General features: G+C 73.5%; 27 protein-coding genes. 12 read left to right on the top strand and 15 right to left on the bottom strand.

Features of this window, described 5'->3' with window-relative positions:
• Window positions 1-3 precede the first annotated feature (3 nt).
• The 3 genes from ACFYMU_RS24665 to ACFYMU_RS24655 all read right to left on the bottom strand — a co-directional run bounded on the left by ACFYMU_RS24665 (window position 4) and on the right by ACFYMU_RS24655 (window position 4,498).
• On the bottom strand, window positions 4-1,509 hold the full coding sequence (locus ACFYMU_RS24665; RefSeq protein WP_388376984.1) for a cryptochrome/photolyase family protein: 1,506 nt from the start codon (window positions 1,507-1,509) through the stop codon (window positions 4-6).
• The gene (locus tag ACFYMU_RS24660) at window positions 1,506-2,906 is read right to left on the bottom strand and encodes a cryptochrome/photolyase family protein (RefSeq protein ID WP_388376981.1); all 1,401 of its coding nucleotides are present in this window, start codon (window positions 2,904-2,906) and stop codon (window positions 1,506-1,508) included. The genes ACFYMU_RS24665 and ACFYMU_RS24660 overlap by 4 nt, the downstream gene beginning before the upstream one ends.
• Window positions 2,907-2,971: 65 nt before the next feature.
• The gene (locus ACFYMU_RS24655; RefSeq protein ID WP_388376978.1) at window positions 2,972-4,498 is read right to left on the bottom strand and encodes an SDR family oxidoreductase; all 1,527 of its coding nucleotides are present in this window, start codon (window positions 4,496-4,498) and stop codon (window positions 2,972-2,974) included.
• Window positions 4,499-5,255: 757 nt separating this feature from the next.
• On the opposite strand from ACFYMU_RS24655, the gene ACFYMU_RS24650 reads away from it, so the two are divergent.
• Window positions 5,256-5,627 (top strand): BlaI/MecI/CopY family transcriptional regulator, encoded by a 372-nt coding sequence (locus ACFYMU_RS24650; RefSeq protein WP_388376975.1) that lies wholly within the window; start codon window positions 5,256-5,258, stop codon window positions 5,625-5,627.
• Window positions 5,628-5,816: 189 nt separating this feature from the next.
• On the opposite strand, the gene ACFYMU_RS24645 is transcribed toward ACFYMU_RS24650, so the two are convergent.
• The 4 genes from ACFYMU_RS24645 to ACFYMU_RS24630 all read right to left on the bottom strand — a co-directional run bounded on the left by ACFYMU_RS24645 (window position 5,817) and on the right by ACFYMU_RS24630 (window position 8,087).
• A complete protein-coding gene (locus ACFYMU_RS24645) occupies window positions 5,817-6,221 on the bottom strand; it encodes a VOC family protein (protein WP_388376972.1) in 405 nt (134 codons plus the stop codon).
• 162 nt (window positions 6,222-6,383) lie between these two features.
• Window positions 6,384-6,521, bottom strand: coding sequence for a hypothetical protein (locus ACFYMU_RS24640; RefSeq protein ID WP_388376969.1), 138 nt, complete (start codon window positions 6,519-6,521; stop codon window positions 6,384-6,386).
• 59 nt (window positions 6,522-6,580) lie between these two features.
• Complete coding sequence (locus ACFYMU_RS24635; protein WP_388376966.1) at window positions 6,581-7,096, bottom strand: DinB family protein; 516 nt, start codon at window positions 7,094-7,096, stop codon at window positions 6,581-6,583.
• A gap of 91 nt (window positions 7,097-7,187) precedes the next feature.
• On the bottom strand, window positions 7,188-8,087 hold the full coding sequence (locus ACFYMU_RS24630) for a LysR family transcriptional regulator (RefSeq protein WP_388376963.1): 900 nt from the start codon (window positions 8,085-8,087) through the stop codon (window positions 7,188-7,190).
• 110 nt (window positions 8,088-8,197) lie between these two features.
• Between ACFYMU_RS24630 and mgrA the strand changes: the two genes are divergently transcribed.
• Window positions 8,198-9,187, top strand: a complete 990-nt coding sequence (gene mgrA, locus ACFYMU_RS24625) for an L-glyceraldehyde 3-phosphate reductase (protein WP_388377126.1) — start codon at window positions 8,198-8,200, stop codon at window positions 9,185-9,187.
• Here mgrA and ACFYMU_RS24620 read toward each other — a convergent pair.
• On the bottom strand, window positions 9,177-10,169 hold the full coding sequence (locus ACFYMU_RS24620) for an oxidoreductase (protein ID WP_388376961.1): 993 nt from the start codon (window positions 10,167-10,169) through the stop codon (window positions 9,177-9,179). The two genes, mgrA and ACFYMU_RS24620, sit on opposite strands and share 11 nt — an antisense overlap.
• Window positions 10,170-10,261: 92 nt before the next feature.
• Between ACFYMU_RS24620 and ACFYMU_RS24615 the strand changes: the two genes are divergently transcribed.
• The gene (locus ACFYMU_RS24615) at window positions 10,262-11,200 is read left to right on the top strand and encodes an AraC family transcriptional regulator (RefSeq protein WP_388376958.1); all 939 of its coding nucleotides are present in this window, start codon (window positions 10,262-10,264) and stop codon (window positions 11,198-11,200) included.
• A gap of 215 nt (window positions 11,201-11,415) precedes the next feature.
• On the opposite strand, the gene ACFYMU_RS24610 is transcribed toward ACFYMU_RS24615, so the two are convergent.
• On the bottom strand, window positions 11,416-11,802 hold the full coding sequence (locus tag ACFYMU_RS24610; RefSeq protein WP_388376955.1) for a nuclear transport factor 2 family protein: 387 nt from the start codon (window positions 11,800-11,802) through the stop codon (window positions 11,416-11,418).
• A gap of 378 nt (window positions 11,803-12,180) precedes the next feature.
• Between ACFYMU_RS24610 and ACFYMU_RS24605 the strand changes: the two genes are divergently transcribed.
• From ACFYMU_RS24605 to ACFYMU_RS24590, 4 genes are all read left to right on the top strand, one after another.
• Window positions 12,181-12,591 carry a hypothetical protein gene (locus tag ACFYMU_RS24605; protein ID WP_388376953.1) on the top strand — a complete coding sequence of 137 codons (411 nt, stop codon included), beginning with the start codon at window positions 12,181-12,183 and terminating at the stop codon, window positions 12,589-12,591.
• Between the two features lie 95 nt (window positions 12,592-12,686).
• Window positions 12,687-15,020, top strand: a complete 2,334-nt coding sequence (locus ACFYMU_RS24600; protein WP_388376950.1) for an FHA domain-containing protein — start codon at window positions 12,687-12,689, stop codon at window positions 15,018-15,020.
• 4 nt (window positions 15,021-15,024) lie between these two features.
• The gene (locus ACFYMU_RS24595) at window positions 15,025-15,576 is read left to right on the top strand and encodes a hypothetical protein (RefSeq protein ID WP_388376948.1); all 552 of its coding nucleotides are present in this window, start codon (window positions 15,025-15,027) and stop codon (window positions 15,574-15,576) included.
• Window positions 15,576-16,541 carry a serine/threonine-protein kinase gene (locus tag ACFYMU_RS24590; RefSeq protein WP_388376945.1) on the top strand — a complete coding sequence of 322 codons (966 nt, stop codon included), beginning with the start codon at window positions 15,576-15,578 and terminating at the stop codon, window positions 16,539-16,541. The genes ACFYMU_RS24595 and ACFYMU_RS24590 overlap by 1 nt, the downstream gene beginning before the upstream one ends.
• A gap of 7 nt (window positions 16,542-16,548) precedes the next feature.
• Here ACFYMU_RS24590 and ACFYMU_RS24585 read toward each other — a convergent pair whose 3' ends face one another.
• Window positions 16,549-17,844 (bottom strand): streptophobe family protein, encoded by a 1,296-nt coding sequence (locus ACFYMU_RS24585; protein ID WP_388376943.1) that lies wholly within the window; start codon window positions 17,842-17,844, stop codon window positions 16,549-16,551.
• A gap of 208 nt (window positions 17,845-18,052) precedes the next feature.
• On the opposite strand from ACFYMU_RS24585, the gene ACFYMU_RS24580 reads away from it, so the two are divergent.
• Both ACFYMU_RS24580 and ACFYMU_RS24575 read left to right on the top strand, forming a co-directional pair.
• Window positions 18,053-19,369, top strand: coding sequence for a DUF6777 domain-containing protein (locus tag ACFYMU_RS24580; protein WP_388376940.1), 1,317 nt, complete (start codon window positions 18,053-18,055; stop codon window positions 19,367-19,369).
• 109 nt (window positions 19,370-19,478) lie between these two features.
• Window positions 19,479-19,931 (top strand): ATP-binding protein, encoded by a 453-nt coding sequence (locus ACFYMU_RS24575; protein ID WP_388377123.1) that lies wholly within the window; start codon window positions 19,479-19,481, stop codon window positions 19,929-19,931.
• A 41-nt stretch (window positions 19,932-19,972) separates the two neighbouring features.
• Here the strand turns inward: ACFYMU_RS24575 and ACFYMU_RS24570 are convergent, their stop codons facing one another.
• Window positions 19,973-20,860, bottom strand: a complete 888-nt coding sequence (locus ACFYMU_RS24570) for an RNA polymerase sigma factor SigF (RefSeq protein ID WP_388376937.1) — start codon at window positions 20,858-20,860, stop codon at window positions 19,973-19,975.
• A 276-nt stretch (window positions 20,861-21,136) separates the two neighbouring features.
• Here ACFYMU_RS24570 and ACFYMU_RS24565 point away from each other — a divergent pair, with 276 nt between their 5' ends.
• Window positions 21,137-21,568 carry a helix-turn-helix domain-containing protein gene (locus ACFYMU_RS24565; protein WP_388376935.1) on the top strand — a complete coding sequence of 144 codons (432 nt, stop codon included), beginning with the start codon at window positions 21,137-21,139 and terminating at the stop codon, window positions 21,566-21,568.
• 36 nt (window positions 21,569-21,604) lie between these two features.
• Here the strand turns inward: ACFYMU_RS24565 and ACFYMU_RS24560 are convergent, their stop codons facing one another.
• The 3 genes from ACFYMU_RS24560 to ACFYMU_RS24550 all read right to left on the bottom strand — a co-directional run bounded on the left by ACFYMU_RS24560 (window position 21,605) and on the right by ACFYMU_RS24550 (window position 24,178).
• The gene (locus ACFYMU_RS24560) at window positions 21,605-22,207 is read right to left on the bottom strand and encodes a ClpP family protease (protein WP_388376932.1); all 603 of its coding nucleotides are present in this window, start codon (window positions 22,205-22,207) and stop codon (window positions 21,605-21,607) included.
• Between the two features lies 1 nt (window position 22,208).
• Complete coding sequence (locus ACFYMU_RS24555; protein WP_388376929.1) at window positions 22,209-22,856, bottom strand: ATP-dependent Clp protease proteolytic subunit; 648 nt, start codon at window positions 22,854-22,856, stop codon at window positions 22,209-22,211.
• Between the two features lie 122 nt (window positions 22,857-22,978).
• Window positions 22,979-24,178: an epoxide hydrolase family protein gene (locus ACFYMU_RS24550; RefSeq protein WP_388376926.1), complete on the bottom strand. Its 1,200-nt coding sequence runs from the start codon at window positions 24,176-24,178 to the stop codon at window positions 22,979-22,981.
• A gap of 122 nt (window positions 24,179-24,300) precedes the next feature.
• Between ACFYMU_RS24550 and ACFYMU_RS24545 the strand changes: the two genes are divergently transcribed.
• Window positions 24,301-24,783 carry a VOC family protein gene (locus ACFYMU_RS24545; RefSeq protein ID WP_388376922.1) on the top strand — a complete coding sequence of 161 codons (483 nt, stop codon included), beginning with the start codon at window positions 24,301-24,303 and terminating at the stop codon, window positions 24,781-24,783.
• A 124-nt stretch (window positions 24,784-24,907) separates the two neighbouring features.
• Here ACFYMU_RS24545 and ACFYMU_RS24540 read toward each other — a convergent pair whose 3' ends face one another.
• On the bottom strand, window positions 24,908-25,837 hold the full coding sequence (locus ACFYMU_RS24540; protein ID WP_388376919.1) for a LysR family transcriptional regulator: 930 nt from the start codon (window positions 25,835-25,837) through the stop codon (window positions 24,908-24,910).
• Window positions 25,838-25,972: 135 nt separating this feature from the next.
• Here ACFYMU_RS24540 and ACFYMU_RS24535 point away from each other — a divergent pair, with 135 nt between their 5' ends.
• Window positions 25,973-26,668, top strand: a complete 696-nt coding sequence (locus ACFYMU_RS24535; RefSeq protein ID WP_388376916.1) for a type 1 glutamine amidotransferase domain-containing protein — start codon at window positions 25,973-25,975, stop codon at window positions 26,666-26,668.
• The last annotated feature ends 45 nt before the right edge of the window (window positions 26,669-26,713 follow it).

Here is a 26,713-nt window from a genome sequence, read left to right as displayed (position 1 = left end):
GCTTCAGGGCGGCCCGTCGCCGCGTCGTCGCTCCTGCGTCCGCACCTCGTCGAGGTCGGGCAGCCTGTCCAGGCCCCGCACCGCCCGTGCCATCCGCGGATTGCCCGCCAGCACGGCGCGATGGCGGTCCAGGAACGCCCAGTACCCGGCGGTGAAGGGGCAGGCGCGCGGTCCCACCCGGTCGCCCGGCCGGTAGGCGCAGCCACCGCACAGGTCGCTCATCCGGTTCACGTACGCACCGCCGGACGTGTACGGCTTGGTCGTCATCCGCCCGCCGTCGGCGTACTGCGACATGCCGACGACGTTCGGAAGCATCACCCAGTCGTGGCCGTCGACGAAGCAGCGGTGGAACCAGTCCGTCACCGCCCGCGGATCCCATCCGCGCTGCAGGGCGTGGCTGCCCAGCAGCATCAGACGGGGGACGTGGTGCGTCCACCCGGTGTCGCGCACCTGGGCGAGCACGGTGGACAGGCAGCGCGCCGTGACCGCGCCGGCGTCCAGTTCCAGGAACCAGCCGGGTGGCGGAGCGTCGTGCCGCAGGGCGTTGCACCGCCGGTAGTCCTCGCCGAAGTACCAGTACAGGTGCCAGACGTACTCGCGCCAGCCGGCGATCTGCCGTACGAACCCCTCGACGCTGTTGACCGGCGCCTCCCCGGCCCGCCACGCCCGCTCGGCCCGCTCGACGCACTCCGCGGGATCCAGCAGACCGAGGTTGAGCGACGACGACAGGAGGCTGTGGCTCATCACGGGGTCGGCGGCGAGCATCGCGTCCTCGTACGGCCCGAAGCGGGCCAGCCGACGGGTGATGAACCGGCCCAGCGCGGCCAGTGCCTCGCGTCGCGAGGCGGGGAACAGGCGCGGGCCGTCCCGTCCGACGAAGACGATGCCCTCCTCGCGCTCCCAGCGGTCCAGATCGTGGCGCACCTCGGCGTCGATGTCGTCCTCGCGGGGCCGGTAGGGCCCCGGGACGCCGAGGGTGCGCGCGCCTGACGGCGGAGGTTCGCGGTTGTCGCGGTCGTGGTTCCAGCGGCCGCCCGCCGGGCCGCCGCCGTCCATCAGGAGGCCGTACCCGCGGCGCACCCAGCGGTAGAAGTCCTCCTGGCGCAGCCGCTCCCCGCCGCGGCCGTCCGCCCACGCCCGGAAGTCGTCGTGCGGGACGAGGAAGCCGCGCGCGGGCAGCACCGTGACACCCGGCAGGGACGACACCAGCGCGAGGGCGGCCCGGGACGTCGGATGATGCACCGTCACCCGCCCCTCACCGACCGCCTCGCGCAGACCCTCCCGGTAGGTCTCGGACCGGACGTAGCGCACCCGGTCACCCAGACCGGCGGCGCGGTGGCGCATCGCGGAGAGCACGAGATGGGCCTTCGCCCGGTGGAAGCGGCGCCGGCGGAAGACCGAACGGGCCTCGATCATCACGACCGGTGCCGCACGGTCGGGGCCGCCCTCGCCCGGCGTGAGGAAGTGCGGACCGAGTTGGTCGCCGAACAGCCAGTGGGGAGTGGTCACGGCCGTGGCTCCTCAGCCGCGCCCGCGCGCCCGCGCGCCCGCCGGAAGCGGGCCAGGCCGTCGGAGAGGTCGACGATCGGTTCCGGGTAGCCGGCGCACTCGGCGCGTTCCGGGCCGGACAGCCGCCACGGCTGGTGCACCGCGGGCCCGCCGAGCCCGGCGAGTTCGGGCACCCAGCGCCGCACGTACGCGCCGTCGGGGTCGTGGCGCCTGGCCTGGGCGAGGGGATTGAGGACCCGGCCCGGACGGGTGTCGGTGCCCGTGCCGGCGACCCACTGCCAGTTGAGCTGGTTGTTGGCCACGTCCCCGTCGACCAGCAGGTCGAGGAAATGACGGGCGCCCACGCGCCAGTCCACGTACAGGGTCTTCGAGAGGAAGCTCGCGGTCAGCAGGCGACCGCGGTTGTGCATCCAGCCCTCGTGGCGCAGCTGGCGCATCGCCGCGTCGACGAGCGGGTAACCGGTGCGGCCCTCCCGCCACGCCTCGATGTCCGCCCGTGCGGCGCTCCCGGACCGCCAGCGGTCGTGCCGCGGGCGATAGTCGGCGTGGGCCGCCGCCGGCCGCGCCGCCAGCACCTGGTGGTGGAAGTCGCGCCAGACGAGCTGGCGCACGAACGCCTCGGCACCCGGGCCACCCGCCCGGCGCGCCCGGTGGACGACCTCGACGGGGGAGAGGGTGCCGAAGTGGAGATGCGGCGACAGCCGTGATGTCGCGTCACCGGCCAGGTCGTCATGGCGTTCCTCGTACGCGGCGATCCCACCGCGCAGCCACGCCGTGAGGCGTCTTCTGCCCTCCGCCTCGCCCCCGGCCGCGAGCCGCTCCGACAGCCCGGACAGTCCCCGGCGGGAGGGGAGGCGCTCCGAGCCGACGGCGTCCGGCACGCGGATCCTCCCCGGCGCGCCCAGGACGTCCCTGAGGCGCTGCTGCGACCAGCGCCGGAAGTACGGGGTGAAGACCGCGAAGTGATCCGAGGAGGCCGGTGCGACGGCCCCGGGCGGCAGTGCCGTGATCACCGCGTCGTGGACGTGCAGCCGGCAGCGGCCGCCCTCCAGCGCCGCGCGCAGCCGCTGCTCCCGCCGGTGGGCGTACGCGCTGACCCCGGCCGCCAGGTGGACCTCGCCGGCCGCCGCCTCCGCGGCCACCCTGCACACCTCCTCGACGACGTCACCGGTGCGCACGACGAGCCTGCCGCCCCGTTCGCGCAGGCCCGCATCGAGATCCCGCAGGCAGTCGGCGAGAAAGGCCAGCCGGTTGGGCGCGGCGAACCCGGCGGCCTCGACGCCCCGGTCCCGCACGAACAGCGGCACCACCGCGGACGAGCCCTCCAGGGCGGCGCGCAGCGGCGGATGGTCGTGCAGCCGCAGGTCCGAGGTGAACAGGACGACCGAGACGGTCATGGGCTCCTCCGCGACGGGGCGTGGGACGGTGCTCTGCGGTCCGCCCGCGCGGGCGGGTGCGGACGTCAGCGGACGGGGGTGTCCTCCCCGGCCGGGGCGGCAGGCGCCCTGGCGGCGGCCCGGGCGATGTTGCGGGCCATGCCGCCGAACACCACGGCGTGGAAGGGCGAGACGGCCCACCAGTAGACGTGGCCGAGCAGTCCGCGCGGGTGGAACAGCGCCCGCTGGCGGTAGCGCGTCCGCCCGGCGTCGTCCGTCTCCGTGCACATCTCCAGCCATGCCAGTCCCGGCAGCCGCATCTCGGCGCGCAGCCGCAGCAGACGGCCGGGCTCGATCTCCTCCACCCGCCAGAAGTCCAGCGAGTCGCCGACCCGCAGGCGGGCCGCGTCACGCCGGCCGCGGCGCAGCCCGACCCCGCCCACCAACCGGTCCAGCCAGCCGCGCACCGCCCAGGCCAGCGGGAACGAGTACCAGCCGTGCTCGCCGCCGATGCCTTCGATGACCTTCCACAGGGTCTCGGGAGAGGCGTCGACGGGCCGCTCGCGGAGATCCGTGTAGAGGCTGCCGCCGGCCCAGTCGGGGTCCGTGGGGAGCGGGTCGCTGGGCGCGCCGGGCACCGAGGCGGACGACCAGCGCGTGGCGACGTCGGCGTCGCGCACGCGGTGCAGGGCGAGCCGGACCGCCGCGTCGAAGCCGATCGGACGGCCCGGCGGGTCGGGGACGAAGCGGGTGATGTCGTGTTCGTGGCAGACGACCTCGTGGCGCAGCGACTCGGTGAGAGGGCGTGCGATGGACGGGGGCACCGGGGTCACCAGGCCGATCCAGAGGCTGGACAGGCGGGGTGTGAGGACCGGCACGGGCAGGATCAGCCGGCGCGGCAGACCGGCGATCGCCGCGTACCGCATCATCATCTCCCGGTAGGTGAGGATCTCTGGGCCGCAGATGTCGAAGGCCCGGTTGACGTCGCCGGGCATCCGCGCGCTGCCGACCAGGATGCGCAGCACGTCCCGTACGGCGATCGGCTGGATGCGGGTGCGCACCCAGCGGGGGGTGACCATGACCGGCAGCCGCTCCGTCAGGTAGCGCAGCATCTCGAACGAGGCCGAACCCGACCCGATGATGACGGCCGCCCGGAGCACGGTCGTGGGCACGCCGGAGGCGAGGAGGATGCGGCCCACCTCGGCACGGGACCGCAGATGCGGCGACAGCTCCCGCTCGGGCACGCCCGCCGGGGCCAGGCCGCCGAGGTACACGATCCGCCGTACCCCGGCGGCCCGCGCCCGTTCCCCGAAGACGTGCGCCGCCCGCCGGTCGGTCTCCTCGAAGCCGCCGCCCGCACCGAGGGCGTGCACCAGGTAGTAGGCGACGTCCATGCCGCGCATCGCCTCGGCGACCGAAGCGGGGTCCGTGACGTCCCCGCGGACCACCTCGACGTCGCCGGCCCATGGATGGTCGCGCAGCCGGTGCGGGGAGCGGACGAGGCAGCGCACCGGGTGCCCTGCCGCGAGTAGTTCCGGGACGAGCCGCCCGCCGATGTACCCGGTGGCACCGGTCACCAGGCAGCGCGGTCCCGGTTCGGCATCGCCGTTCATGGGCCTCAGTCCCTCGTGTCGTACGGTTCCCCGGGTGATCTCTTCCACCGGTGGAGCCCTTCGGACGCGCGGACGCGGTCCGGTGCGGCGCGTACGGCGGCACCGGAATCCGGAAAGACCGTGCGGGGCCGCCGGACGGCCCCCGCCGCGGACCCGTTCGGCAGGGTGAACCGGCCGGGCAGATGGCCCAGTGGCGCGGGACACCCCCGGCCTCCCGGCCCGCACGAGCAGGAGCCTCTCCGCGATGCGTGGTCCGGCCACGACGGCGGGGACCGCCGTTCGCGCCGCCACCGGCTCGGGGAGGAACCGGGAGCTCCCGTCAGTCCTGGGCGACGTCCGCGGATGCCGCCCGGGCGAGGGCGTCCGCCACCGTTGTGCAGGCGAGCCGGGCCACCGCTGGCCCCGTACCGGGACGGGCGGACCGCAGGGGACGCCTCCACGGCGCAGGTGGCGAAGCCCGGCGGCGCGCACGGGCGGTGACGAGGTACCGGGCTCCGGAGGAACCGGGCTCCGGAGGTACCGGGCTCCGGAGGTACCGGGCTCCGGAGGTACCGGGCTCCGGAGGAACCGGCCTCCGGCGGCCTTCCGGCGGCGACGACGCGCTGGGCTTTGATCGCTCGCCTCGCACGCGCGGCTGTGCCCATGGTCACGAGCCCCTTCCATAATGGTCCTGCGGGGTCGGCCCGGCCGGCCGCGCAGGACTACGTGTGTGGACGGTCGACGGGAACGTGGGCGACCGCGGGGTGAGGAAGGTTCCATGACCGCAGCGAAGGACGAGCGCCGCCCGGCGGGCGAACTGGAAGCCGGCGTCATGGCCGCCCTCTGGGCCGCGGACGCCCCCCAGACGCCCGCCCAGGTGCAGCTGAGCCTCGGCGCCGGTCTCGCCCGCACCACGGTCACCACGATCCTGTCCCGGCTGCACGAGAAGGGCATCGTCGACCGCAGGCGCCAGGGCCGCGGGTACGCCTACTTCCCGGTCCAGGACGCCCACGGGCTCACCGCCCGCCGTATGCACACCGAGCTGGACCGGGACAGCGACCGGCACACCGTGCTGGCCCGCTTCGTCGCGCAGCTCAGCGAGGACGACGAGCGCGTTCTGCGGGACCTGCTGGAATCCGGTGGGCCGTGACCGGGTCGCCGCTCCGGCGCGCGGCGGCGGCGTCCGCAGCGCGGCATCACCCCACGGCCGGCCCCCACGGCCGTCCGGACAGGTCCTCCCAGGGTCTCCACCGGCCCTGTCGGAGGGACGCCGTACGTCACGGCAGTCGAACCGGGCAACGGAGTGGCAGGCCGGGGCACTCCCCGACCTGCCGCTGCCTCACGAAGCCGTCGGTGTCTTCCCGTGGCTGCCGTAGGGCCGCGTGATGATCTCCATGCCGTGCCCGGCCGGATCCATGAAGTACACGCCGCGCCCACCGTGGTGGTGGTTGATCTCTCCAGGCTGCTTCAGATGCGGATCGGCGTAGTACGTGATCCCGACCTGCTGGAGACGCGCGAAGGCCGCGTCGAACTCCTCGTCGGAGACGAGGAACGCGTAGTGCTGCATGACGATGGACTCCGCCGGGACGGCGGCGAAGTCCAGGGTGACCCCGTTGCCGGTGGCCACGGGGATGAACGGGCCCCACTCGGTCCCGACCTCAAGCCCCAGGACGCGCGCCAGGAACTCGGCCGACTCCCGGTTGTCCCGGGCATGGACGATGGTGTGGTTCAACTCGACTGACATGTGTGGAATGCCTCCGCAAGGCACCTCACGGCACCTCCATGCCTCACCCAGCCGGTGACCGACACGCGATGCGTGCGCATGATCCTAAACAGCAGCACTCACGCCGTCGAGGCGTCTTGCGAGGAGGCGGACCTTTTCGGCCACGGGCCGCGAACCGGGCGCTCAGGGCTGACGGGCGGAGAACCGGCGGCGCAGGTGTCCGTACCAGGCGTGGACGTACGCGGCACTCACTGCGGCTTCGGGGGAGAAGAGGCCGAAGGCGTGGCAGGCGCCGGGGTACAGGTGCAGTTCGGCGGGCACGCCGCCGGCCGCGAACTGCCCGATGCGGCGGCCTCCGACCGGGACGTGATCCTGCCCGGCTACGAGGCGGCGCTCCGAAGCAGCCCTCGGGCATAGGCGGCCTGTCCGACGTGCTGCAGATCGTCGGACAGGACGCTGACGAGCCGCACGCCCAGGCTGACCGGCGGGTCCCAGCGCTCGTCCACGATGCGCTCGAAGTCCTTGGCGGTCAGACCGCGCACGAAGCCGAGCGTCTGCTCGTGCACGGCGTCGTAGTAGCCGGTCAGCAGGTCACCCGACGCCACCCGCACCTTGGCGACCTTCTGCGGGCCGTGGCCGTAGCCCGTGTCCCCGCGGGGCAGCCCGAGTCCGAAGCGCTTCTCCCAGCCCTGGGACAGCCAGACCTGGTCGAGGTCCGCGGCGTCGGCGACGTGGTCGTCCTGCACCCGGGTGAGATGCCAGACGAGCCACGCGATGGAATTGGTGCCCCCGGTGGGCCGGGCGTTGAGGTCGTCCGGCCCCAGGCCGTCGACGGCGGCGTGGACTTCTTCCCGGATCCGGCTGTACGCGTCGATGAGGATGTCCTTCGCATGCATGGGTCCACCATCACCCATCACGGCCGCGGGTGCCGGACGATCGCCGCGCCGCGCGCCGGTCGGGTGGCCGCGCGGTCCTCCGCCGTGCCCGTCAGGTGGCTGCGGCCCCCTCCGCCGCGCCCGCCGAGAGGAGCCGCATCAGGGCCCGGGCCGCGGGACTGGTGGCCTCCGGGGGCGGCAGCACGGCGACCGTCTCGTAGACGGCGGCGTCCTTGATCGGGAGCGACACGAGTGGGGACGCCTCCCGTTTGTGCCCGAAGTGGCGCGGCACGACGGCGATGCCCAGTCCCTCGTGGAGCAGGTCGAGGAGACTGTGCACGTCGTTGACCTCCAGCGTCACGGTCCGCCGGACCCCCGCCCGCGCGAACACGGCGTCGGTCGTGCGGCGCGGCCCCCAGTCGGGGTGGAAGTCGACGAACGCCTCCCCGCCCAGGTCCTCGGGCGTCACGGCCCCGCCGTCGGCGAGCGGGTGCGACGGATGGCACAGCACGGTCATCGGCTCGCTCGTCAGCGGGACGTGCCGCAACTGGTCGCTGTCCGCCCGGGTCCGCACCGCGAACGCGAGGTCCAGACGGCCTGCCGCGACCTCGTCGGCCAGCGCGCCCGAGCCCGCCTGCCGCAGCCGGATCTCCACGTCCGGATGCCGCCCGCGGAACCCGGCTAGCAGCCTGGCGACGTCCACCCCGGCGATGCACTGCTCCGTGCCCAGCGAGAGCGTGCCGCGCAGCACCCCCTGGACGGCCGCGACCGCCTCACGGGCCGCGCGCACCTGGGCCAGGATCCGCTCCGCCTCGACCAGCAGGGCGCGCCCGGCCTCCGTGAGCGTGACGCTGCGGGTGGTGCGGACGAACAGCGGAGCCTGAAGCTCCCGCTCCAGGGCCCGGACCGAGGCGGACAGGCCCGACTGCGACACCATCAGGCGTTCCGCGGCCCTGGTGAAGTGCCGGTCCTCGGCGACCGCGACGAAGTGCTGAAGATGACGCAGTTCCATGATTGAGAAGCGTAGACGCTCAATCCGATCCGATTCCTCTGTTGGACCGCTGCCGGGCGGCCGGGCGAGAGTGGACCGCGTCGTCAGAAGCCCCCCTCATGGAGCGCATGTTGTACACGGCAGATCCCGCCCGCTACGAGACCATGCCCTACCGCCGCACCGGCCGCAGCGGTCTGAAGCTCCCCGCGCTGTCGCTCGGCCTCTGGCACAACTTCGGCCCCGACCGCCCGGTGGAGACCCAGCGGCGGATCCTGCGCCGCGCCTTCGACCTCGGCGTCACGCACTTCGACCTGGCCAACAACTACGGGCCGCCGCCCGGCGCCGCCGAGTCCGCCCTCGGCGACGCCCTCAGGGCGGACTTCGCGTCCCACCGCGACGAACTGGTCGTCTCCACCAAGGCCGGCTACCTCATGTGGCCGGGGCCCTACGGCGAATGGGGCTCCCGCAAGTACCTGCTGTCCTCGCTGGACCGCAGCCTGCGGCGGATGGGCCTGGACCACGTCGACATCTTCTACTCCCACCGCCCCGACCCCGGCACTCCGCTCGAGGAGACGATGGGTGCTCTGCACTCGGCGGTCCAGCAGGGCAAGGCGCTCTACGTCGGCGTCTCCAACTACTCGCCGGAGCAGACCCGCGAGGCCGCCCGCATCCTCGCCGGGCTGGGCACTCCGCTGCTGATCCACCAGCCGCGCTACTCGATGCTCGACCGCCGCCCCGAGGACGGGCTGCTGGACACCCTGGACGAGCTCCAGGTCGGCTCCATCGCCTACTCGCCGCTGGAGCAGGGCCTGCTGACCGGCCGCTACCTCGACGGGATACCCGACGGCTCGCGGGCCGCGAGCGACAGCCCGTTCCTCGGCGCCGACGCGGTCACCGACGACCTGCTGCGTCGACTGCGGGCGCTGAACGAGATCGCCGTGTCCCGCGGCCAGTCGCTGGCGCAGATGGCCCTGGCCTGGGTGCTGCGCGGCGGCCGGGTGACCTCGGCGCTGGTCGGTGCGAGCAGCCCGCAGCAGCTGGAGGACAGCGTGGCGACGATCCGCAACCTGGACTTCGAGGCGGACGAACTGGCCCGGATCGACGCGGTCATCACGACGTGAGGCGTTCGCTCACGTCCCAGAGGCGGGCCGCCGACTCCGGGTCGACCGCGTACCGGAGCACGCCGGACGTCTCCTGCCCGGCGCGCCAGGCGGCCTCGTCCTCCTGGGCGACCAGCGGGCTGATGTCGCAGTTCTCGCAGTAGACGCCGCCGTGCGCGTCGAGTTGCGGGCTCGTCGCGCACCACACGCTGGTGGCCGCCCCCTGGGGGACCGTCTTGAGCTGCCGGGCGGGGTCACGCACGGGGCGTCCGTCCTCGTCGACGGCGCCGGCCGCCCGGACGACGTCCTCCGAGACGTGCTTGGCGAGACCGGTGTCGACGACGACGCCCGGGTGGACGGCGAAGGCCCGTACGCCCTCCGTCCGCCCGCGGCGGTCCAGCTCGACCGCGAAAAGGGAGTTCGCCGTCTTCGACTGGCCGTAGGCGGCGAAGGGCTCGTACGGCCTGTGTGTGAAGTGCAGGTCGTCGAAGACGACGGGGGAGAAGCGGAACCCCCGGGAGGACACCGAGACCACCCGGGCCCCGCCGGCCGCCCGCAGCGCGGGCCGCAGGCGGGACACCAGCTGGAAGTGTCCGAGGTGGTTGGTGGCGAACTGGGCCTCGAAGCCGCGCGCGTCGCGCGTCAGCGGGGTCGCCATGATGCCGGCGCTGTTCACGAGGATGTGCAGGGACCGGCCGGAGGCCAGGAACTTCTCGGTGAACGCGTCGATCGACGCCGGGTCCAGCAGATCCATCGGCTCCACCTCGGCGCCCTCGACGTCCCGGAGCGCGGTCCGTGCCCGGTCCGTGTCACGGGCCGGCACGACGACCTCGGCACCCGCGGCACGCAGGACGCGGGCCGTCTCGAGACCGATGCCGGAATAGCCGCCGGTGACGACCGCGACCTTGCCGGTCAGGTCGATTCCCTTGATCACGTCGTCGGCGGTGGACGCGGCCCCGAAGCCGGAGGGGAGGGGCTGCTGTGCGGTGGACATGGTGGTCATCTCCTCGGAGTGGACTGTCCAGGCCACCGTAGGACCGCGGATGCGGACGATGAATGCTTGAAGGTCCGGATTACTTGCGCGATAGTTCAGTCATGTCCGTGGATCCCCTGTCCGAGGCCCTAGCCGTCGCCGATGCCCGCTGCGTCTTCTCCGGCGGTATCAGGGCCGGTGGTGACTGGGCGATCAGGCTGCGGGGGCGGGACAGGCTCAAGGTCAACGCCGTGGTGCGAGGCCGTTGCCTGCTGGTCTACGAGGACGGTGGAGCGCCCCGCACGGTCGAAGAGGGCGACGTCGTCGTCTCCGACGGCGGCCGCCCGTACGTGCTGTGCAGCGCCCTCGGCCTGGAGCCGCTGGACTCGGGCCGGGTGACCGTCGATCCGGGTGACGGCATGGCGCACCTGGGCGACGGCGACGGCGACGGCTTCGTGTGCGTCTCCGGGCACATCGACCTGAGCAGGGACGTCGGCGACCTGCTGCGCCAGGCACTGCCGGAGCTGATCCACGTGCGGGCCGCCGAGGTCGAGGCACCGGTGCTGAGCTGGCTGATCGGGCAGCTGGTGGAGGAGATGACGGCCGCCCGCGCCGGCGCGACGTTCGCCTCCGCCCAGCTCGCCCAGCTGCTGTTCGTCCAGGTGCTGCGGGTCTGCCTGGCCGATGCGGGCGTCCTTCCGGCAGGCTGGCTGCGGGCCCTCGCCGACGAGCGCCTGAGCCCGGCCCTGCGCCTGATGCACGGCGACCCCTCGCACCCCTGGCAGCTGGAGGATCTTGCCCGGGCCGCGGCCATGTCCCGCACCACTTTCGCCCTGCGCTTCAAGGAGGCGGCCGGGGTGCCGCCCCTGACGTACCTCCTCAACTGGCGGATGGGCCTGGCCGCGCGAGCCCTGCGCGTGGAGGAGACACCGGTGGCGGCACTCGCCCGGTCCGTCGGCTACACCTCGGAGAGCGCCTTCAGCAACGCCTTCAAGCGCACCGTGGGCATCGCCCCGAAGCGGTACCGGGACGCGGCGCGGGCCGCCGCCGCAGTGCTGTGACCGGGAGGGTTCACCGGCTCGCGACGCCCGGCACGGCACCTCGCCGCACCGGACGCCGCGAGCTTCCGGCGAACCTTCCCGGCCACAGCACCAGCCGAGCCGCCTCTCGACGCGGCCGGTCCCGCGTCGCCCACGTCGAGGGGCCGGCGACCGCTCCGGTGCAGGGCGGCGGAGGCCGCCGGGCGGCAGCCCGCGACCGCCCTGCACCGGCGCGGTCAGGCCGCGCCCGCCGGGACGCGGTCCAGGAAGCCGTGGACACCGAGGATGCGTCCGTCCCCGTCCAGGGTGATCACGTCGAAGCCTGCGACGGGGGCCGAGCCGTCCGCCGTGTTCACCAGTTCCCAGCCGAAGCGCGCGACGTCGTGGTGTCCGTCGACCGCGCCCGTGAGGCGGAAGAAGAAGCCCGGGAACTGCTCGTGGGCTCCCGCGATCACCGCGGCGATCCCGTCGTGCCCGCTGACGTCGGCCAGCGGGTCGGTGTAGCGTCCGTCCGGGGTCCAGGCGGTGGCGACCGCCTTGGCCAGCGTCTCGGGATCGCCCGCGTTCCACGCCTCGAAGTAACGGGCGACGGCGGACTCGTAGCGGTTGGTGTCTGCGGACATGGCGGATCGGTCTCCGATCGGAGTCGTGTGCACTGGTGGAGGGCCGGATCCCGGGGCGCGGTGCCCGCCGGGAGCCGATGCCCGCAACCTTGCCCGGACACGTCGGCGGCGTCGATTACCCCGCGGGTAAGGGGAGAGGGACACGGAGGGTAGCCGACCGGTTCGTTTCGGCCACCCGCAGCCGTGAATATGCCAGGAGACTGGCCGAAATGGCATGGTGACAGAGTGTCAGGAGTGGCGATACTCGAGTGACAGGGTGATTCGGCCACGACCGCAGAGCGTCACCGCGCCACGGCGTCCGGTCGCCCACGTGCACAGCGAGCGAGCGCAAGGCATCACGGGCCCACCCGGCTCCGAGCACCGCACTGGGGGACGATCGTGCACGACGAATTCCTGTGCCATGTGACGGCATACGGCATATGCGGCGGTCGACGCATCGGTGTTCCCCTGGGCACCTATCGCGCGCCCACCCTGGCCCTCGCCCTGTGGTGGATGCGCGACCGTGCGTCCTGGATCGCCGAACGGCTGGACCCCCACCCGGACAACCCGCTCTTCCCGCCGAACTCCATCGCCCCGGTGGCCGAGACGGTCCCCGACGTGCCGGCGGTCCTGCGCGCATGGTGCGGCGACACCGGGCAACAGGAGAGGGTCGCCGACGAGTTGGCCGCCGGGCGGCTGGTGCGCATCGCGGTCAGTGACGACACCACCGAGTACGAACTGCTCGCGGAGTCCGTGGACGCGCTGCGGATGCAGCGGTTCGTGCACGCACTGTCCACGCCGGTCGCCTGACCGGCCCCGGCCGCCGGCCGCCGGTTGCCACGGGCGAGCGCCGACGGCCACCGGCGATCAGGCGCATAGATGGGCGAATGGCTAGAATTCGATGCATGGCTGAGCGGCCGGCCGACCCGACCGCGCCCGTCCTCGTACTGGAGACCGAGACGGGCTCCACGGTGATGAGCCCGAGCCGTGACTACCACGTGGGACGCGACCCGTCGAGCGACATCGTGCTGGACGACGACCGGGTCTCCTGGCACCACGCCGTCCTGCGCACCGAGGCCGGCCGCTGGCTGGTCGAGGACGAGAACAGCACCAACGGCACCTACACGGGCGGCCGACGGGTTCACGAGTGGTCCGTCGGCCCCGGCAGCGTGATCCGCTTCGGCAACCCCTCCGACGGCCCCCGCGCCGTCCTGGTGGACCGCACGGCGGAGCGTCCCTCGCACGTCTCCCTGCCCGCGGCCACGGGCACCTTCCGGCAGCCGACGACCGTGCGCCCGCTGCCCTCCCGCACCGTCCGCATCGGACGCGGCGCCGACAACGACATGGTCGTCGACGACCTCGTCGTCTCCCGCCGGCACGCGGAACTGCGGGCACATCCGGACGGCACGTACGAGATCGTCGACCTCGGCAGCCACAACGGCACCTTCCTCAACGGCCGGCCCGTCGCCCGCGCCCCGGTCGCGCCCGGCGACGTCGTCGGCATCGGGCACTCCGCGTTCTGCCTGGTCGGCGACCAACTTCAGGAATACGTCGACACCGGAGAGGTCTCCCTCGACGTCCAGGACCTCACGGTGTGCGTGGAGCGCGGCCGCAGGACCCTGCTCGACCGGGTGTCGTTTCCCGTCGGCGAGAAGTGCCTGCTCGCCGTGGTCGGCCCCAGCGGCTCGGGCAAGTCCACCCTGCTCAACGCCCTCACCGGCCAGCGCCCCGCCGACCGCGGCACCGTTCTGTACGACGGCCGGGACCTGTACCGCGACTACGCCGAGCTGCGCCAGCGCATCGGGCTCGTCCCGCAGGACGACATCCTGCACGCCCAGCTCACCGTGCGCCGCGCCCTCGCCTACGCCGCCGAGCTGCGCTTCCCGCAGGACACGGCCGAGGAGGAGCGCCGGGCCCGGGTGGACGAGGTGATCGGCGAGCTGGGCCTTCGGCAACGGGCCGGACAGCCCATCCACAGCCTCTCCGGCGGCCAGCGCAAACGTGTCAGTGTGGCCCTGGAACTGCTCACCAAGCCGTCCCTGCTCTTCCTCGACGAGCCGACCTCCGGACTCGACCCCGGCATGGACCGCTCCGTGATGCACATGCTGCGCGGCCTCGCCGACGACGGGCGCACCGTCATCGTCGTCACCCACAGCGTGCTCAGCCTCGACGTGTGCGACCGGCTCCTGGTGCTCGCCCCGGGCGGCAGGGTCGCCTACTTCGGGCCGCCCGGCGACACGCTCGCATTCTTCGGCTTCGAGGAGTGGCCGGAGGCGTTCGAGGCGTTCGAGCGCGACCAGGACCGGGACTGGGCGGGGGAGTACCGCGAGTCCCCGTTCCATCATCAGTACATCGACAAGTCGGCCGCGCAACCGCGTCTGCCGGGCGCGGCCGGCGGCGGCGCGGCGGTCGTCGCCCGGCCGCCGACGGCACAGAGCTGGGGCGCGCAGCTCCGCACGCTCGTGCGCCGGTACGCGGCCGTCCTCGGCGCGGACCGCACCTTCCTCGTCATCATGGTCGCCCTGCCGTTCGTGATGGGGGTGATGGCCCGGGCCCTGGCCAAGGGGCGGTTCACCCAGGAGACGGCACTGAACGCCCTGCTCATCCTGTGCGTGGGCGCCGTGCTGACGGGAGCGGCCAACGCGGTGCGTGAACTGGTCAAGGAACGGGTGATCTACCAGCGGGAGCGGGCCGTCGGACTGTCCCGGTCGGCGTATCTCATGTCCAAGATCGTGGTGCTGGGCACCGTGACCGTGCTCCAGGCCGTCGTGCTCACCCTGGTGGCGTTGCTCGGCGTGGACCTCCGGGCACCCGGCGGCAAGGGCGTACTGATGCCGCCCCTGGTGGAGATCACCCTGGCCGTGGCCCTGCTGGCGTTCACCGCGATGATGCTCGGCCTGCTCGTCTCCGCCCTGGTGCGCAGGGAAGAGGTCACCATGCCGCTGCTGGTGCTCCTCGCCATCGTCCAAGTGGTCTTCTGCGGCGCGCTGCTGACACTCGACGGCGTGGCGGTGCTGAACCAGCTGTCATGGCTCGTGCCCTCGCGCTGGGCGCTCGGCGCGATGGCGGACACCGTCGACCTCGCCCGGCTCTCGCCCGACAAGACGGATCCCCTCTTCCGCCACCGGCCGGGGACCTGGCTGCTCAACATGGGCATGCTCGTGGTGCTCTCGGCGGCCTGCGCGGCGGCCGTCGCCCTCCTGCTGCGCCGGCACGAGCCCGCGGTCATGCGGAAGTAGCGCCATGACCATGCCCGGCTTCCACCCGACCCACATCGTCCCCCCGGACGGGCTGCCCGCCTTCCGGACCCCCGACCCGGCACGGCCGACGGTGCCGCTCGACCCGCTGCTGCCGGTCCAGCTGGTCGGCCGGCGCGGCGACTGGGGCCGCATCGTGTGCGCCAACGGATGGGCGGCGTGGGTCGACGGCCGGCTCCTGGTCGCCGTACCGCAGGCACCGCCCCTCGCGGGCGCCCCGCCCGCCGGCACCACCGACCCGCGCCCGCTGCTCGCCCGCGCCGAGGAGGCGCTCGCCCGCTACCGCGCGGCAGCCGAGGACCTGGCGGCCGGGCGGCTGGACGGGGCATCCTTCGGCGAGCGCACGCGGGACCTCAGGACCGGGGTCGTCGTCGACGGGGAGCGCCTGTGGGTGTACGACGCCGAGCACGAGCGGTGGGCCTACTGCGAAGGGGCGCGGCTGACCACGTACGCCGCCACGGGTGAACCGGCGGCCGACTCGGAGACCGAGGGCCGGGAAGCGACCCGTCTCGTCCCGCACACCCCGGACGGCCGCTGATGGCGCCCGACGGCGGTCCGTTCCCCGGCACCCCCTCCGAACCGGTCGGCAGACGCATCGCCGGCTACCGGATCGAGGACGAGATCGGCCGCGGCGGGATGGCGGTCGTGTACCGCGCCCGTGATCTGCGCCTGGACCGGACCGTCGCCCTCAAACTGCTCGCACCCCAGCTCACCCGCAACGACACCTTCCGCCGGCGCTTCACCCACGAGTCCCGGGCGGCCGCGGCCATCGACCACCCGAACATCGTTCCGGTGTACGAGGCGGACGAGACGGACGGTGTGCTGTACATCGCCATGCGGTACGTCGCGGGGCGCGACCTGCGCCATCTCCTCGACCGCGAGGGTCCGTTGCCCCTGGCGACCGCCCTGAGGATCGCCGCCCAGGTGGCGTCGGCGCTGGACGCGGCGCACGACCACGGGCTCGTGCACCGCGACGTGAAGCCCGGCAACATCCTCGTGGCCCAGGGCACGGACAGCGACCACCCCGAGCACGTCTACCTCACGGACTTCGGTCTGACGAAGAAGTCGCTGTCGCTGTCCGGGTTCACCACGGCCGGCCAGATCGTGGGCACGCTGGACTACGTCGCACCCGAACAGATCTCCGGCAAGCCCGTCGACGGGCGCTGCGACGTCTACGGCCTCGGCTGCGTGGTCTACGAGACCCTGGCGGGGACGCCGCCGTTCCGGCGCGACGACGACATGGCGCTGCTGTGGGCCCACCAGTACGACCAGCCGCCGCCGCTGACGGAGCAGCGCCCCGACCTCGACGCCTCCGTCGACGGGGTCTTCGCGAAGGCCCTGGCCAAGGACCCGGACCAACGGTACGGCTCGTGCCTCGCGTTCGTGTCGGCCCTGCGGTCGGCGGCGACGGGCGCGGGCCGCTCGGGCCGTCCCACCACGCAGGTGGCGGCGCCGGAGGTCCCCGAACCGCCGGAGTGGGCGCGGCCCGTGTTCCGTTCCTGAGGCACACTCAGGCGACCTCACCCCGTCGCCGTAGCCCCTTGGCCAGCAGCCCGCCCGCGAAACCCGTGAGGAGTCCCCACAGCGCGGCCGTCCCGACCACCGTCCACAGCTGCGGCTTCAGGAACAGCACACCGGACAGCCCACCGCCCAGGTCGCCGATGCCGATGAGCGACAGACCGTAGTGCGCCGACACCCGGCAGACCGCACAGATCATGAGCACCGTCAGCACCAGCGCGACCAGCATGTCCACGGCATGGCGCCACGGCGGCATCCGCGCCGGAGAGCGGGCCGCCATCACGAACGCAGCGGCCAGCACCAGCACGGCGGCGACCACGACCAGCCACCAGGCCCGGCCGTCGTGTTCGGTGAGGGTGCCCAGGTCGAGCGTCGAGACGTCGGGGGTGCGCAGCACCTCGTCGAGCAGCCGCGGCATGGGCAGCCCGAACGGCCCGTCCACCCGCCCGTGCCAGGTCCCGCCCATGCCGATGGTGAGCGCCGGCCACACCAGGTTGGGCAGCCCCAGCAGGATCACCGCGAAGGTCCGGGCGGGATGCCCGCGGGCGGCGGCCACCACCAGCGCGATGACGGCGCCCACGGCGACGCACGCGAGCAGCAGGGCCACCATGGCGTACGCGGCGGGCCGCACCGCCTCCTGGAACCGCAGCAGACGGGCCGGGAGCGGGGCCGCGCGCGAGACCAGCAGGGCGAGCACCAACACGCCCGCCAGCCAGAGGAGACCGAACAGCACGGTCAGCGGCAGGTCCGTGGTGAAGCCGACCTTCGGGGAGATGCCGAACAGATCGCCGATGTCACCGATGTCACCGATCGTCCCGTCGTCGAGCGGGACCGGAAAGGTCTGGCGGGCCGCGAGCGCCAGCCCGGCCAGCGCCACCAGCCACAGCACGGCGATCCGCGCCGCCCAGCCCGCCAGTTCGGGCGCGCCGGCGACGGCCCGGTGGCGCAGCGGGCGCAGGAACCCGGCGGCGATCACCAGCGCCCCGGCGAGTGTCACCGACAGCGGCATCACCGTCAGTTCCGCGCGGGTGTCGGCGAGCGCGCCGGCGTCGCCGGCCAGCCGCACCGTACCGCCGACCGCGAGGACCACCACGGCCACCGCCACCCGGGGGAACCCGTTGTCGGGGATGCCGGTCCCGCCCGCCGCCCACAGCCCGAGCGCGGCGAGCACGCCCATGGCGATCAGCCCGGCCAGCACCGTCACGGCGGCCTGGACCCAGCCGTGCGGCGCGCCGGGCCGGCCGCCGGTGCGGGCGGCGGCCCGGTCGGACGGGGTCGGGGCGCTCACCCTGCCACGCTAAGCAGCCCGGCCGCACTCCGCCTGCCGGGTGGGCCGACCGCGTCGCCCCACCGCCCGCCCGGGCCTCCACCGCCGCCCCCGCGAGCACGCCTCCGTTTGCGGGGCGTCCCCCGCTCGTACACACAATGAGTCCATCGCGCAGTGAAGCGATGCACCCCCCGAAGTGCCCTGTGCCGCCACGCCGGAGGAAGAGCTCGTGAGTGCCGAACCGCCGTCCTCCGACCGCCCCTCCCGCCCCTCAGGGCCCCCGGCGGGCCCGCTGTCGGGCCCCTCCGAGCCGAGCCCCACACGGCCCGACATCCGCCCGCCGTCCGGGCCCGCCGGCGGCGGAGGTCCGTCCGGTCCTGGTGGTCCGTCCGGTCCTGGTGGTCCGTCCGGTCCCGGTGGTGCCGGCGAGGGCCCCCGCGCTCCCTGGTGGAGGTCCGTGCCGCGGGTGGCACTGATCGCCGCGTCGGCCGTGGTCGCCGTGGTGCTCGGCCTCGTCCTGACCCGGCCCGGCGGTGGTGGCGGTGGCACAGCCACCGGCGAGGTCTTCCTCCAGACGGCCGATGCGCCGGGCCCGGACCCGTTCACCGAGTCGTCGGCGGTCCAGAGCTCCGCGGCCCCCCGCACCCCGACCCCGGCGGCCCCGACGGAGCCCGTCAACGTGACGCGCGCCGTCGACGGTTCCGCTCCGGGCCTGTACGGAGGCACCCGCAACACCGCGAGTTGCGACACGGAGAAGCAGATCCGGACGCTGCGGGCGGCACCGGCGAAGAACGAGGCGTTCGCGTCGGTGGCGGGCGTCAGCCCGTCCGGTGTGCCCGGCTACCTGCGCTCGCTCACGCCCGTGCGGCTGCGCATGGACACCCGGGTGACCAACCACGGCTACCGCAACGGCACGGCCACCAGCTACCAGGCGATCCTGCAAGCCGGCACGGCGGTCCTCGTCGACGGCCACGGCGTGCCCCGGGTGCGGTGCGCCTGCGGCAACCCGCTCACGCCGCCGGTCGCGCAGAAGTCCACGCCGAAGCAGACGGGCGACCGCTGGCCCGGCTTCCGGCCGCAGAACGTCGTGGTGGTGTCGCCGTCCTCCACCGTCGTCACCGGGTTCGTGCTGTTCGACGCCGAGCACCACGAATGGTTCGACCGCCGCCGTGGCGACCACACGGGCCGCCACGACCGGAAGACGCGCCCGCCCGCGCACCCGACCCCGTCGGTGAGCCTGTCGACGCCCGCGCCCCGCACGCCCTCCCCGTCCGCCACGCCCTCGTCGCCGCCTCCCGCGTCCCCCCGCCCGCCGGCGTCGTCACCGTCCCCGTCCGCCCCGCCGTCGTCACCGCCCGCCCCGGCCACGACGCCGTCCCCGCAGCACAGCCCGCCGTCCTCGCCCGCGTCGGGTCCGCCGTCCTCGCCGGAGCCGCCCTCGGCGCCCACGAGCGCGTCCGGGGCGTCGGCCTCCGCGTCGTCACCGACGGCCTCCGCTCCGTCCGCGCCCCCGGAGCCGCCCGCCACCGCGGGGCCCGGTGCGTAGCCCGGTCCGCACGGGGACTGGGGAACGCGTCGCGGGGTACGAGCACTGGTGCGGTACCCCTCGGGCGGGGTGCCGCGCCGTATGAGTCGCGGTGTGCGGGAGAGCCCGCCTGAGGGAGCACCTGGACGGATCAGTGATACCGACCGATCTCGACATGCCCGCCCAGCCCCTGCGGCGGGCGGAGCACTACACCGGGCAACCGGGAGCCGTCGCCGAAGCCAGGGCCTTCGGTGGGATGTTCCTCCGGCAGCTCCGGTCCGAGTGGTGCGCCGCCGTGGACGAACGGGCCGCCGGCGATGTGCTCCTGGTGGTCAGTGAACTGGTGACCAACGCCCAGCGGCACAGCCACGGCCCGTGCGTCCTGGAACTCGAGGGCACCGACACCTGCGTGACGGTCACCGTCTACGACAGCAGTGCCGCACTGCCCCGGCGCCTTCCCCGGGACCCCGGACGCGTCGGCGGGCACGGCCTGGAGATCGTCCACGAGCTGGCGGTCCGGGTGACGGTCGAGCGCGTCCCGGTGGGCAAACGGGTCACCGCCGTGGTGCCGCTGCCGCGGTGACGCCCACCGGGCTTCGCCGACCGTCCGTCACCTGCCGTCCGTCACCCGGCGTCGACCCGCTTCACATCGTCCAGCATGCCGCTGCGCAACTGCTCGATGATGCGCTTGATGAGGCGGGAGACGTGCATCTGCGAACAGCCCAGCCGGGCGCCGATGTCGGCCTGCGTGGCCTCCTCCACGAACCGCAGGTGGATGATCGTCCGGTCGCGTTCGCTCAGCTCTGCCATCAGCGGGGCCAGGGTGTGGAAGTCCTCGACGAGCCGAATGCCGTCGTCCTCCTCGCCGATGAAGTCGGCGAGCACCGCCTCTCCCTCCTGTTCGTCCCCGGTCAGCGCGGCGTCCAGGGACGAGGAGTTGTAGCCGTTGGCGGCGATCTGCGCCTCGGTCACCTCCTCCTCGGACAGGTTCATCAGCGCGGCCAGCTCGGCGACGGTGGGCTCGCGGTCCAGGCGGGTGGACAGCTCCTCGCGCGCCTTGGCCAGCTCCACCCGCAACTCCTGAAGGCGGCGCGGCACATGGACCGCCCACGTGGTGTCGCGGAAGAAGCGCTTGATCTCCCCGACGATGTACGGCACCGCGAAGGAGGTGAACTCCACCTCCCGGGAGACCTCGAACCGGTCGATGGCCTTGATGAGGCCGATCATGCCGACCTGGACGACGTCCTCCATGTCGTCGCCGCGCCCCCGGAACCGCCCGGCGGCGAACCGTACCAGCGACATGTTCATCTCGATCAGGGTGTTGCGCGCGTACTGGTACGCGTGTGTGCCCTCTTCGAGGGTGCTCAGCCGACGGAAGAACTGACGGGACAGTTCACGGGCGTCACGAGGAGCGACGGTCCGCGGATCCGTGACGGTCGGCAGGGGCTCCTCACCAGTCCTGGTCCGGGCGGTGGCCTCGGTGACCGTCGACCAGCTCATGGCGGTGTCCATTACCTCTCCCACGTAACTCACTCTTCGGTCTGTCGGGCGTCGTTCGGGCATCGTGACTCCGCGAATACCCCGGAGCCGGGTTCTCATGTGGGCGTCCACCGGACAACCACGTGGCGCCGGTCACGGTCGCCCGACGGCGCGTCAGGAGCCGGCCCCCGCCACGGCGCCCCCGCCACGGCGGCCCGCGCCGCGCCCCATGGCCGCGCCGCCCGTCGCTTCACCCAGGGCAGAACGCCGAACCCTTCCCGCGGCGCCGGCGTTCCCTAGGCTGTAGGGGTGAGCAACCGTGCGCCCGACGAAGCCCGCGTCATCCCCCTGCGTCCGCAGACCGCGCCGCCCCGCACCGCGGGGGCGGGGCGGGGCCCGCAGGGTCCGGGGACCGCGCCCCGGCCCGCCGCGCCCCGGGAGCCGCTGTGGCGGGATCTCCTCGGTGATGTGCTGCGGCGCGAACGGCTCGCCCAGGAGCGCACGTTGAAGGACGTCTCGGAGGCGGCCCGGATCTCGATGCCGTACCTGTCGGAGCTGGAGCGCGGCCGCAAGGAGGCGTCCTCCGAGGTCCTCGCGGCCGCCGCACAGGCCCTCGGCCTCGGCCTGGGCGACCTGCTCTCGCTCGCCCAGGCCGAGCTCACCCGGCACGCCCGTGCCAGGACGGTCCGGGGCCGTACGTCGCCGACGGCGCAGCACGACGGTCTGTGCCTCGCCGCCTGACCGGCTCGCCGACGTCCGCGCCCCGGCGCGCCGGAGTCAGACGAACGCGAGCCGCCGGCTCAGCACCTCGTCGGCGAGCCCGTACGCGACGGCCTCCTCCGCGGTGAACACCTTGTCCCGGTCCATGTCGGCGCGCAGTGTCGCCACGTCGTGGTGGGTGTGGCGGGAGAGGACCTCCTCCACCTGGCCGCGGATGCGGACCATCTCCTTGGCCTGGAGGCTCAGGTCCGAGACGGTGCCCTGGCGCCCGCCGGCGGCCGGCTGGCCGAGCAGCACCCGGGCGTGCCGGAGCACGAACCGCCGCCCGGGGTCTCCGCCGGCCAGCAGCACGGCCGCCGTCGAGGCGGCCTGCCCGACGCAGAAGGTCGAGATCGGCGCCTGGACGAACGTCATCGTGTCGTAGATCGCCATGAGCGAGGTGAACGACCCCCCGGGCGAGTTGATGTAGATCGAGATCTCGTGCTCCGGGTTCGCCGACTCCAGATGCAGGAGTTGCGCGATGACGACGTTGGCGACGCCGTCGTCGATCTCGGTGCCCAGGAAGACGATCCGCTCGGAGAGCAACCGGCTGAAGACGTCGTAGGAACGCTCGCCCTGCGCGGTCCGCTCGACGACGTACGGAACGGTGTACGAACCCATGTCACAACCCCATCCGTCGGCCCGAGGCGGCCGGGCGGATGTCGGCGAGCGACTCCACGACCCGGTCCACCATCCCGTACTCCCGGGCCTGCTCGGCCGTGAACCAGCGGTCCCGGTCGCCGTCCCGTGAGATTGCCTCCCGGCTCTGTCCGGTGTGCTCGGCGGTGATCCGCTCGATGGCCTTCTTGGTGAACTCCAGGTTCTCCGCCTGGATCTCGATGTCGGCGGTGGTGCCGCCGATGCCCGCCGACGGCTGGTGCATCATGATCCGCGCGTTCGGCAGCGCGAACCGCTTGCCGCGCGCGCCCACGGTGAGCAGGAACTGGCCCATGCTGGCGGCGAAACCCATCACCAGGGTCGACACGTCGTTCGGGACGAGCCGCATGGTGTCGTAGATGGCGAGCCCGGCGGTGACGGATCCGCCCGGGCTGTTGATGTACAGGCTGATGTCGCCGCGCGGGTCCTCGGCCGACAGCAGGAGCAGCTGTGCGCACACACGGTTGGCCGACACCTCGTCGACCTGGGTGCCCAGGAGGACGATCCGCTGGGCGAGCAGCTGTGCGGCGAGGTGGTCGTCGAACCGGCTGGGCGGGGTGTCGCCCTCCTGCGCGTGCAGCGAGAGCGTGCTGGGTGGAGGCAGTGAAGTCATCAAGTCCCCTCGTGGTGGCCACGGATGCCGATGACTCCACTGTCGACCGCGGGCGGCCTTCGGTCGCGGTTTCTCTGCCCGCGGCGGATTCGCCACGGGCAGAGCCCGGACTCAGCCCGGACTCAGCCCTGCTCGCGCAGGTGCCGGAAGAAGGCCCGTACGTCGTCGACCAGCAGGTCGGGCTCCTCCATCGCGGCGAAGTGCCCGCCCCGGTCGAACTCCGTCCAGCGGACGATGTTCTCGGTCCGCTCCGCCCGGTGCCGCAGCGGCAGTTGCAGCTCGGCGGGGAAGACGGCGAGCGCGGTCGGGGCGTCGGACGGCTCGGCCGGTGCGGCGGCCCGGCCCGAGGCGTGCGCCCGCTCGTAGTAGATCCGGGAGGCCGAACCGGCGGTCCCGGTCAGCCAGTACAGCATCACGTTGGTGAGCAGCCGGTCCCGGTCGACGGCCTCCTCGGGCAGCTCGGCGGAGTCCGTCCACTCCCTGAACTTCTCCACGATCCAGGCCAGCTGGCCGACCGGCGAGTCCGTGAGCGCGTAGGCGAGCGTCTGCGGTCGTGTCGAGTGCAGGTGCGCGTAGCCCGCCCCCTCGCGCTGCCACGCCTCCCAGCGCTGCCACGAGACGAGCGTGCGCTCCCGCTCCCGCGGGCTGAGCGCGGCCAGTTCCCCGGGGGTCGGTTCGGTGGTCTGCTGCGCGCCCGGCAGCAGGTTGAGGTGGACGCCGATCACCCGGTCCGGGTGCGCGCGGCCCAGTTCACGGGAGATGCCGGCGCCCCAGTCACCGCCCTGCGCACCGAAGCGCCGGTAGCCGAGCCGGTCCATCAGCTCGACCCACGCGTCGGCGACCCGGCCGGCCTCCCAGCCCGTGTCGCGGGTGGGCCCGGACAGTCCGAATCCCGGGATGCCGGGTACCACGACATGGAACGCGTCGGCGCGGTCGCCGCCGTGGGCCGCAGGGTCGGCGAGCGGCCCGACGATGTCGAGGAACTCGACGATCGAGCCGGGCCAGCCGTGGGTGACGACCAGGGGGGTGGCGTCCGGCTCAGGGGAGCGGACATGCGCGAAGTGGACCTGCGCCCCGTCGATCTCCGTCGTGAACTGCGGCCACTCGTTCAGCCGCGCCTCGGCGGCCCGCCAGTCGTAGTCGTGGCGCCAGTACCGCACGAGTTCGCGCAGATAGTCGCGGGGTACCCCGTACGCCCATCCCACGCCCGGCAGTTGGTCGGGCCAGCGGGTGCGGTCGAGCCGGTCGTGCAGGTCGTCGAGGTCGCTCTGGGGAATCGCGAGGCGAAAGGGCCGGATGCTTCCGGCGGACGAAGACGTCATGCCCGGATGCTATGGCGCGGTGTCCGGACCGCCGTTCGGGCCGATCCACGGCCCCGCCGATGAGTTTCGGTGCGACCGTGGGTCGATACAGGTGACAGCGTCCCACGCTCCAGGAGGTACTCATGGCCACCGAAGGATTCACCACCTGTCTCTGGTTCGACGGCCAGGCGGAGGAGGCCGCCCACCACTACGTCTCGATCTTCAAGAACTCCAGCATCGGGAGGGTCGGCCGCTACACCGAGGCCGGCCCGGGTCCCGCCGGCTCCGTGATCGCCGTCGACTTCACGGCCAACGGCCACAAGTTCGTCGCGCTCAACGGCGGCCCGCAGTTCACGTTCAGCGAGGCGATCTCCTTCCAGATCTACTGCGACGACCAGGAGGAGATCGACTACTACTGGACCAAGCTCACCGAGGGCGGCGGCGAGCCGGGTCCGTGCGGCTGGCTCAAGGACAGGTACGGCGTGTCCTGGCAGATCATCCCCGGCGGGCTCCTCGACATGATCGGCGACCAGGACCAGGAGAAGGCCGCCCGGACCACGCGCGCGATGCTCTCGATGGGCAAGCTCGACATCGCCGCCCTGCGGAAGGCGTACGAGGGCGAGTGAGCAGCAGCGCAGGGGAACGGCCGGCCCGCCCTGGACGGAGGGGGCCGGCCGTCCCCCTGCACGGCGCCCGGGCCGAGACCCGCGTCCGTTCCCGGGCACCGCGGACGTCACCGGGGCCGCTTCGCTACCAGGCGCGGGCCGCGCGCAGCAGATGGTCGCGGACCCGGTCCACGTCCCGGTTCTCGGAGGGCCCCGGGCGCCGCACGAGGAAGCCGGTGTTGATCGGCGGGTCGTCGGGCTCACGGAGCGGAACCAGGGCGCCGGACGCCAGTTCGGCCGCGCACAGGTACCGGGGCAGGACGCAGAAGCCCGCGCCCGCGACGACCGCCGACAGCACCCCGCGCAGGTCCGGCACGGTGACCGCGGCGGGGCGGGACAGCCGGGTGCCGAACACATGACGCCAGTAGCGCCGGGTGATGGGCAGATCCTCGGCGTACGACACCAACGGCACCCCGTTCAGCGCGGCGGGGCCCTCGGCCGCCAGCCGCCCCCGGACGCGCTCCGCCCAGACGGGAGCCGCGACGAGCACGAACTCCTCGTCCGCCAGCGGGACGGCCGTCAGGGTGCGGCCCCGGGGGCGCGTGGTGGCGCACACCAGGTCGTGGCGGCCCGCGCGCAGCCCCTCCAGCAGCGGATCGGTCAGCCCGGTCGTCACGCGCAGGCGGACGCCCTCCGCCACCAGCGGCGCGAGGGCGGGCAGCACGCAGACGCACAGGAGCTCCGCCGGACCCGCGAGATGCACCGGACCGGCACGCCCGCCCGGCGCCGCTTCCGGCCCGGCGACGGCCACCAGCGCGTCGAGCGGGCCGGAGATCCGCGCGGCCAGTTCGTCGGCGACGGGCGTCGGCACCACGCCCCGCGGCCGGCGTTCGAACAGCTCCCGGCCGGTCTGCCGCTCCAGTGCGCGCATCTGGGTCGTCACCGTGGGCTGAGAGAGTCCCAGCAACTGAGCGGCCCCCGTGAACGAGCCCGAGCGGTGGACCGCGAGGAAGGTGCGCAGCAGATTCAGGTCGGGCTGCTGCGGGGAGGCGGCCCGCGGTGCGCCATGAGCCATTGGATTTCCCATACCAGGCATCGATTCGATCATTGGAATCCTATCGGGCAGCGGCCTACGGTCGAAGACGCCGGCGGATCGGCCGTTCCCGGTCCGCTCCGCCGGTCACGACCCTCGCACCCCCGGAGACACACCATGTCGAAGATCCTCTTCGTGCTGACCGGCGCCGACCACTGGACGCTGGCCGACGGCACCGAGCACCCCACCGGTTTCTGGGCCGAGGAGGCCGTCGCCCCCTACGAGGCGTTCAAGGCCGCCGGCCATGAGATCGTCGTCGCCACGCCCGGCGGTGTCGTCCCGACCGTGGACCGCGGCAGCCTCGCACCCGAGGTCAACGGCGGACAGGAGAACGCCGACCACCTCGCGCGGGTCCTGGCGGCCGCCGACGAACTGCGCCACCCGGTCCGGCTCGGGGACGTCGACCTCGACGACTACGCCGCGGTGTTCTACCCAGGCGGCCACGGCCCCATGGAGGACCTTGCCGTCGACGCGGAGTCCGGGCGCCTGCTGACCGCCGCCCTGGAGTCGGGCAAGCCGCTCGGCGTGGTCTGCCACGGTCCGGCCGCCCTGCTGGCCGCCACCGGGCAGGACGGCACCAATGCCTTCGCCGGCCGCCGGGTGGCCGCGTTCACCAATGCCGAGGAGACCCAGGCCGGGCTCGCCGGCCGGGCGAAGTGGCTGCTCCAGGACCGTCTCGCGCAGGCGGGTGTCGTGGTGGAGGAGGGTGAGCCGTGGGCGCCGAAGGTGGTGGTCGACGGCAACCTCGTCACCGGCCAGAACCCCGCGTCCTCGGCTCCGCTGGCCGCCGAACTGCTGAAGAGTCTGGACTGACTGCGCACCGCGGGGCGGCCCGGAGGACGGGCCGCCCCGGTCGGG

This window comes from Streptomyces sp. NPDC007264, assembly GCF_042869095.1.
Classification (GTDB): domain Bacteria; phylum Actinomycetota; class Actinomycetes; order Streptomycetales; family Streptomycetaceae; genus Streptomyces.
The sequence above is the reverse complement of the archived record's forward strand: the minus strand, read 5'-3'. Positions and strand labels throughout refer to the sequence as shown.

Coding starts and splice junctions, on each gene's coding strand:
- ACFYMU_RS24610 (WP_388376955.1), bottom strand. CDS start 11,802: ATGTCCGCAGACACCAACCGCTACGAGTCCGCCGTCGCCCGTTACTTC.
- ACFYMU_RS24615 (WP_388376958.1), top strand. CDS start 10,262: ATGTCCGTGGATCCCCTGTCCGAGGCCCTAGCCGTCGCCGATGCCCGC.
- ACFYMU_RS24635 (WP_388376966.1), bottom strand. CDS start 7,096: ATGCATGCGAAGGACATCCTCATCGACGCGTACAGCCGGATCCGGGAA.
- ACFYMU_RS24550 (WP_388376926.1), bottom strand. CDS start 24,178: ATGACGTCTTCGTCCGCCGGAAGCATCCGGCCCTTTCGCCTCGCGATT.
- ACFYMU_RS24595 (WP_388376948.1), top strand. CDS start 15,025: ATGACCATGCCCGGCTTCCACCCGACCCACATCGTCCCCCCGGACGGG.
- ACFYMU_RS24660 (WP_388376981.1), bottom strand. CDS start 2,906: ATGACCGTCTCGGTCGTCCTGTTCACCTCGGACCTGCGGCTGCACGAC.
- ACFYMU_RS24630 (WP_388376963.1), bottom strand. CDS start 8,087: ATGGAACTGCGTCATCTTCAGCACTTCGTCGCGGTCGCCGAGGACCGG.
- ACFYMU_RS24620 (WP_388376961.1), bottom strand. CDS start 10,169: ATGACCACCATGTCCACCGCACAGCAGCCCCTCCCCTCCGGCTTCGGG.
- ACFYMU_RS24590 (WP_388376945.1), top strand. CDS start 15,576: ATGGCGCCCGACGGCGGTCCGTTCCCCGGCACCCCCTCCGAACCGGTC.
- ACFYMU_RS24540 (WP_388376919.1), bottom strand. CDS start 25,837: ATGGCTCATGGCGCACCGCGGGCCGCCTCCCCGCAGCAGCCCGACCTG.
- ACFYMU_RS24645 (WP_388376972.1), bottom strand. CDS start 6,221: ATGTCAGTCGAGTTGAACCACACCATCGTCCATGCCCGGGACAACCGG.
- ACFYMU_RS24600 (WP_388376950.1), top strand. CDS start 12,687: ATGGCTGAGCGGCCGGCCGACCCGACCGCGCCCGTCCTCGTACTGGAG.
- ACFYMU_RS24560 (WP_388376932.1), bottom strand. CDS start 22,207: ATGGGTTCGTACACCGTTCCGTACGTCGTCGAGCGGACCGCGCAGGGC.
- ACFYMU_RS24650 (WP_388376975.1), top strand. CDS start 5,256: ATGACCGCAGCGAAGGACGAGCGCCGCCCGGCGGGCGAACTGGAAGCC.
- ACFYMU_RS24570 (WP_388376937.1), bottom strand. CDS start 20,860: ATGGACACCGCCATGAGCTGGTCGACGGTCACCGAGGCCACCGCCCGG.
- ACFYMU_RS24545 (WP_388376922.1), top strand. CDS start 24,301: ATGGCCACCGAAGGATTCACCACCTGTCTCTGGTTCGACGGCCAGGCG.
- ACFYMU_RS24655 (WP_388376978.1), bottom strand. CDS start 4,498: ATGAACGGCGATGCCGAACCGGGACCGCGCTGCCTGGTGACCGGTGCC.
- ACFYMU_RS24535 (WP_388376916.1), top strand. CDS start 25,973: ATGTCGAAGATCCTCTTCGTGCTGACCGGCGCCGACCACTGGACGCTG.
- ACFYMU_RS24555 (WP_388376929.1), bottom strand. CDS start 22,856: ATGACTTCACTGCCTCCACCCAGCACGCTCTCGCTGCACGCGCAGGAG.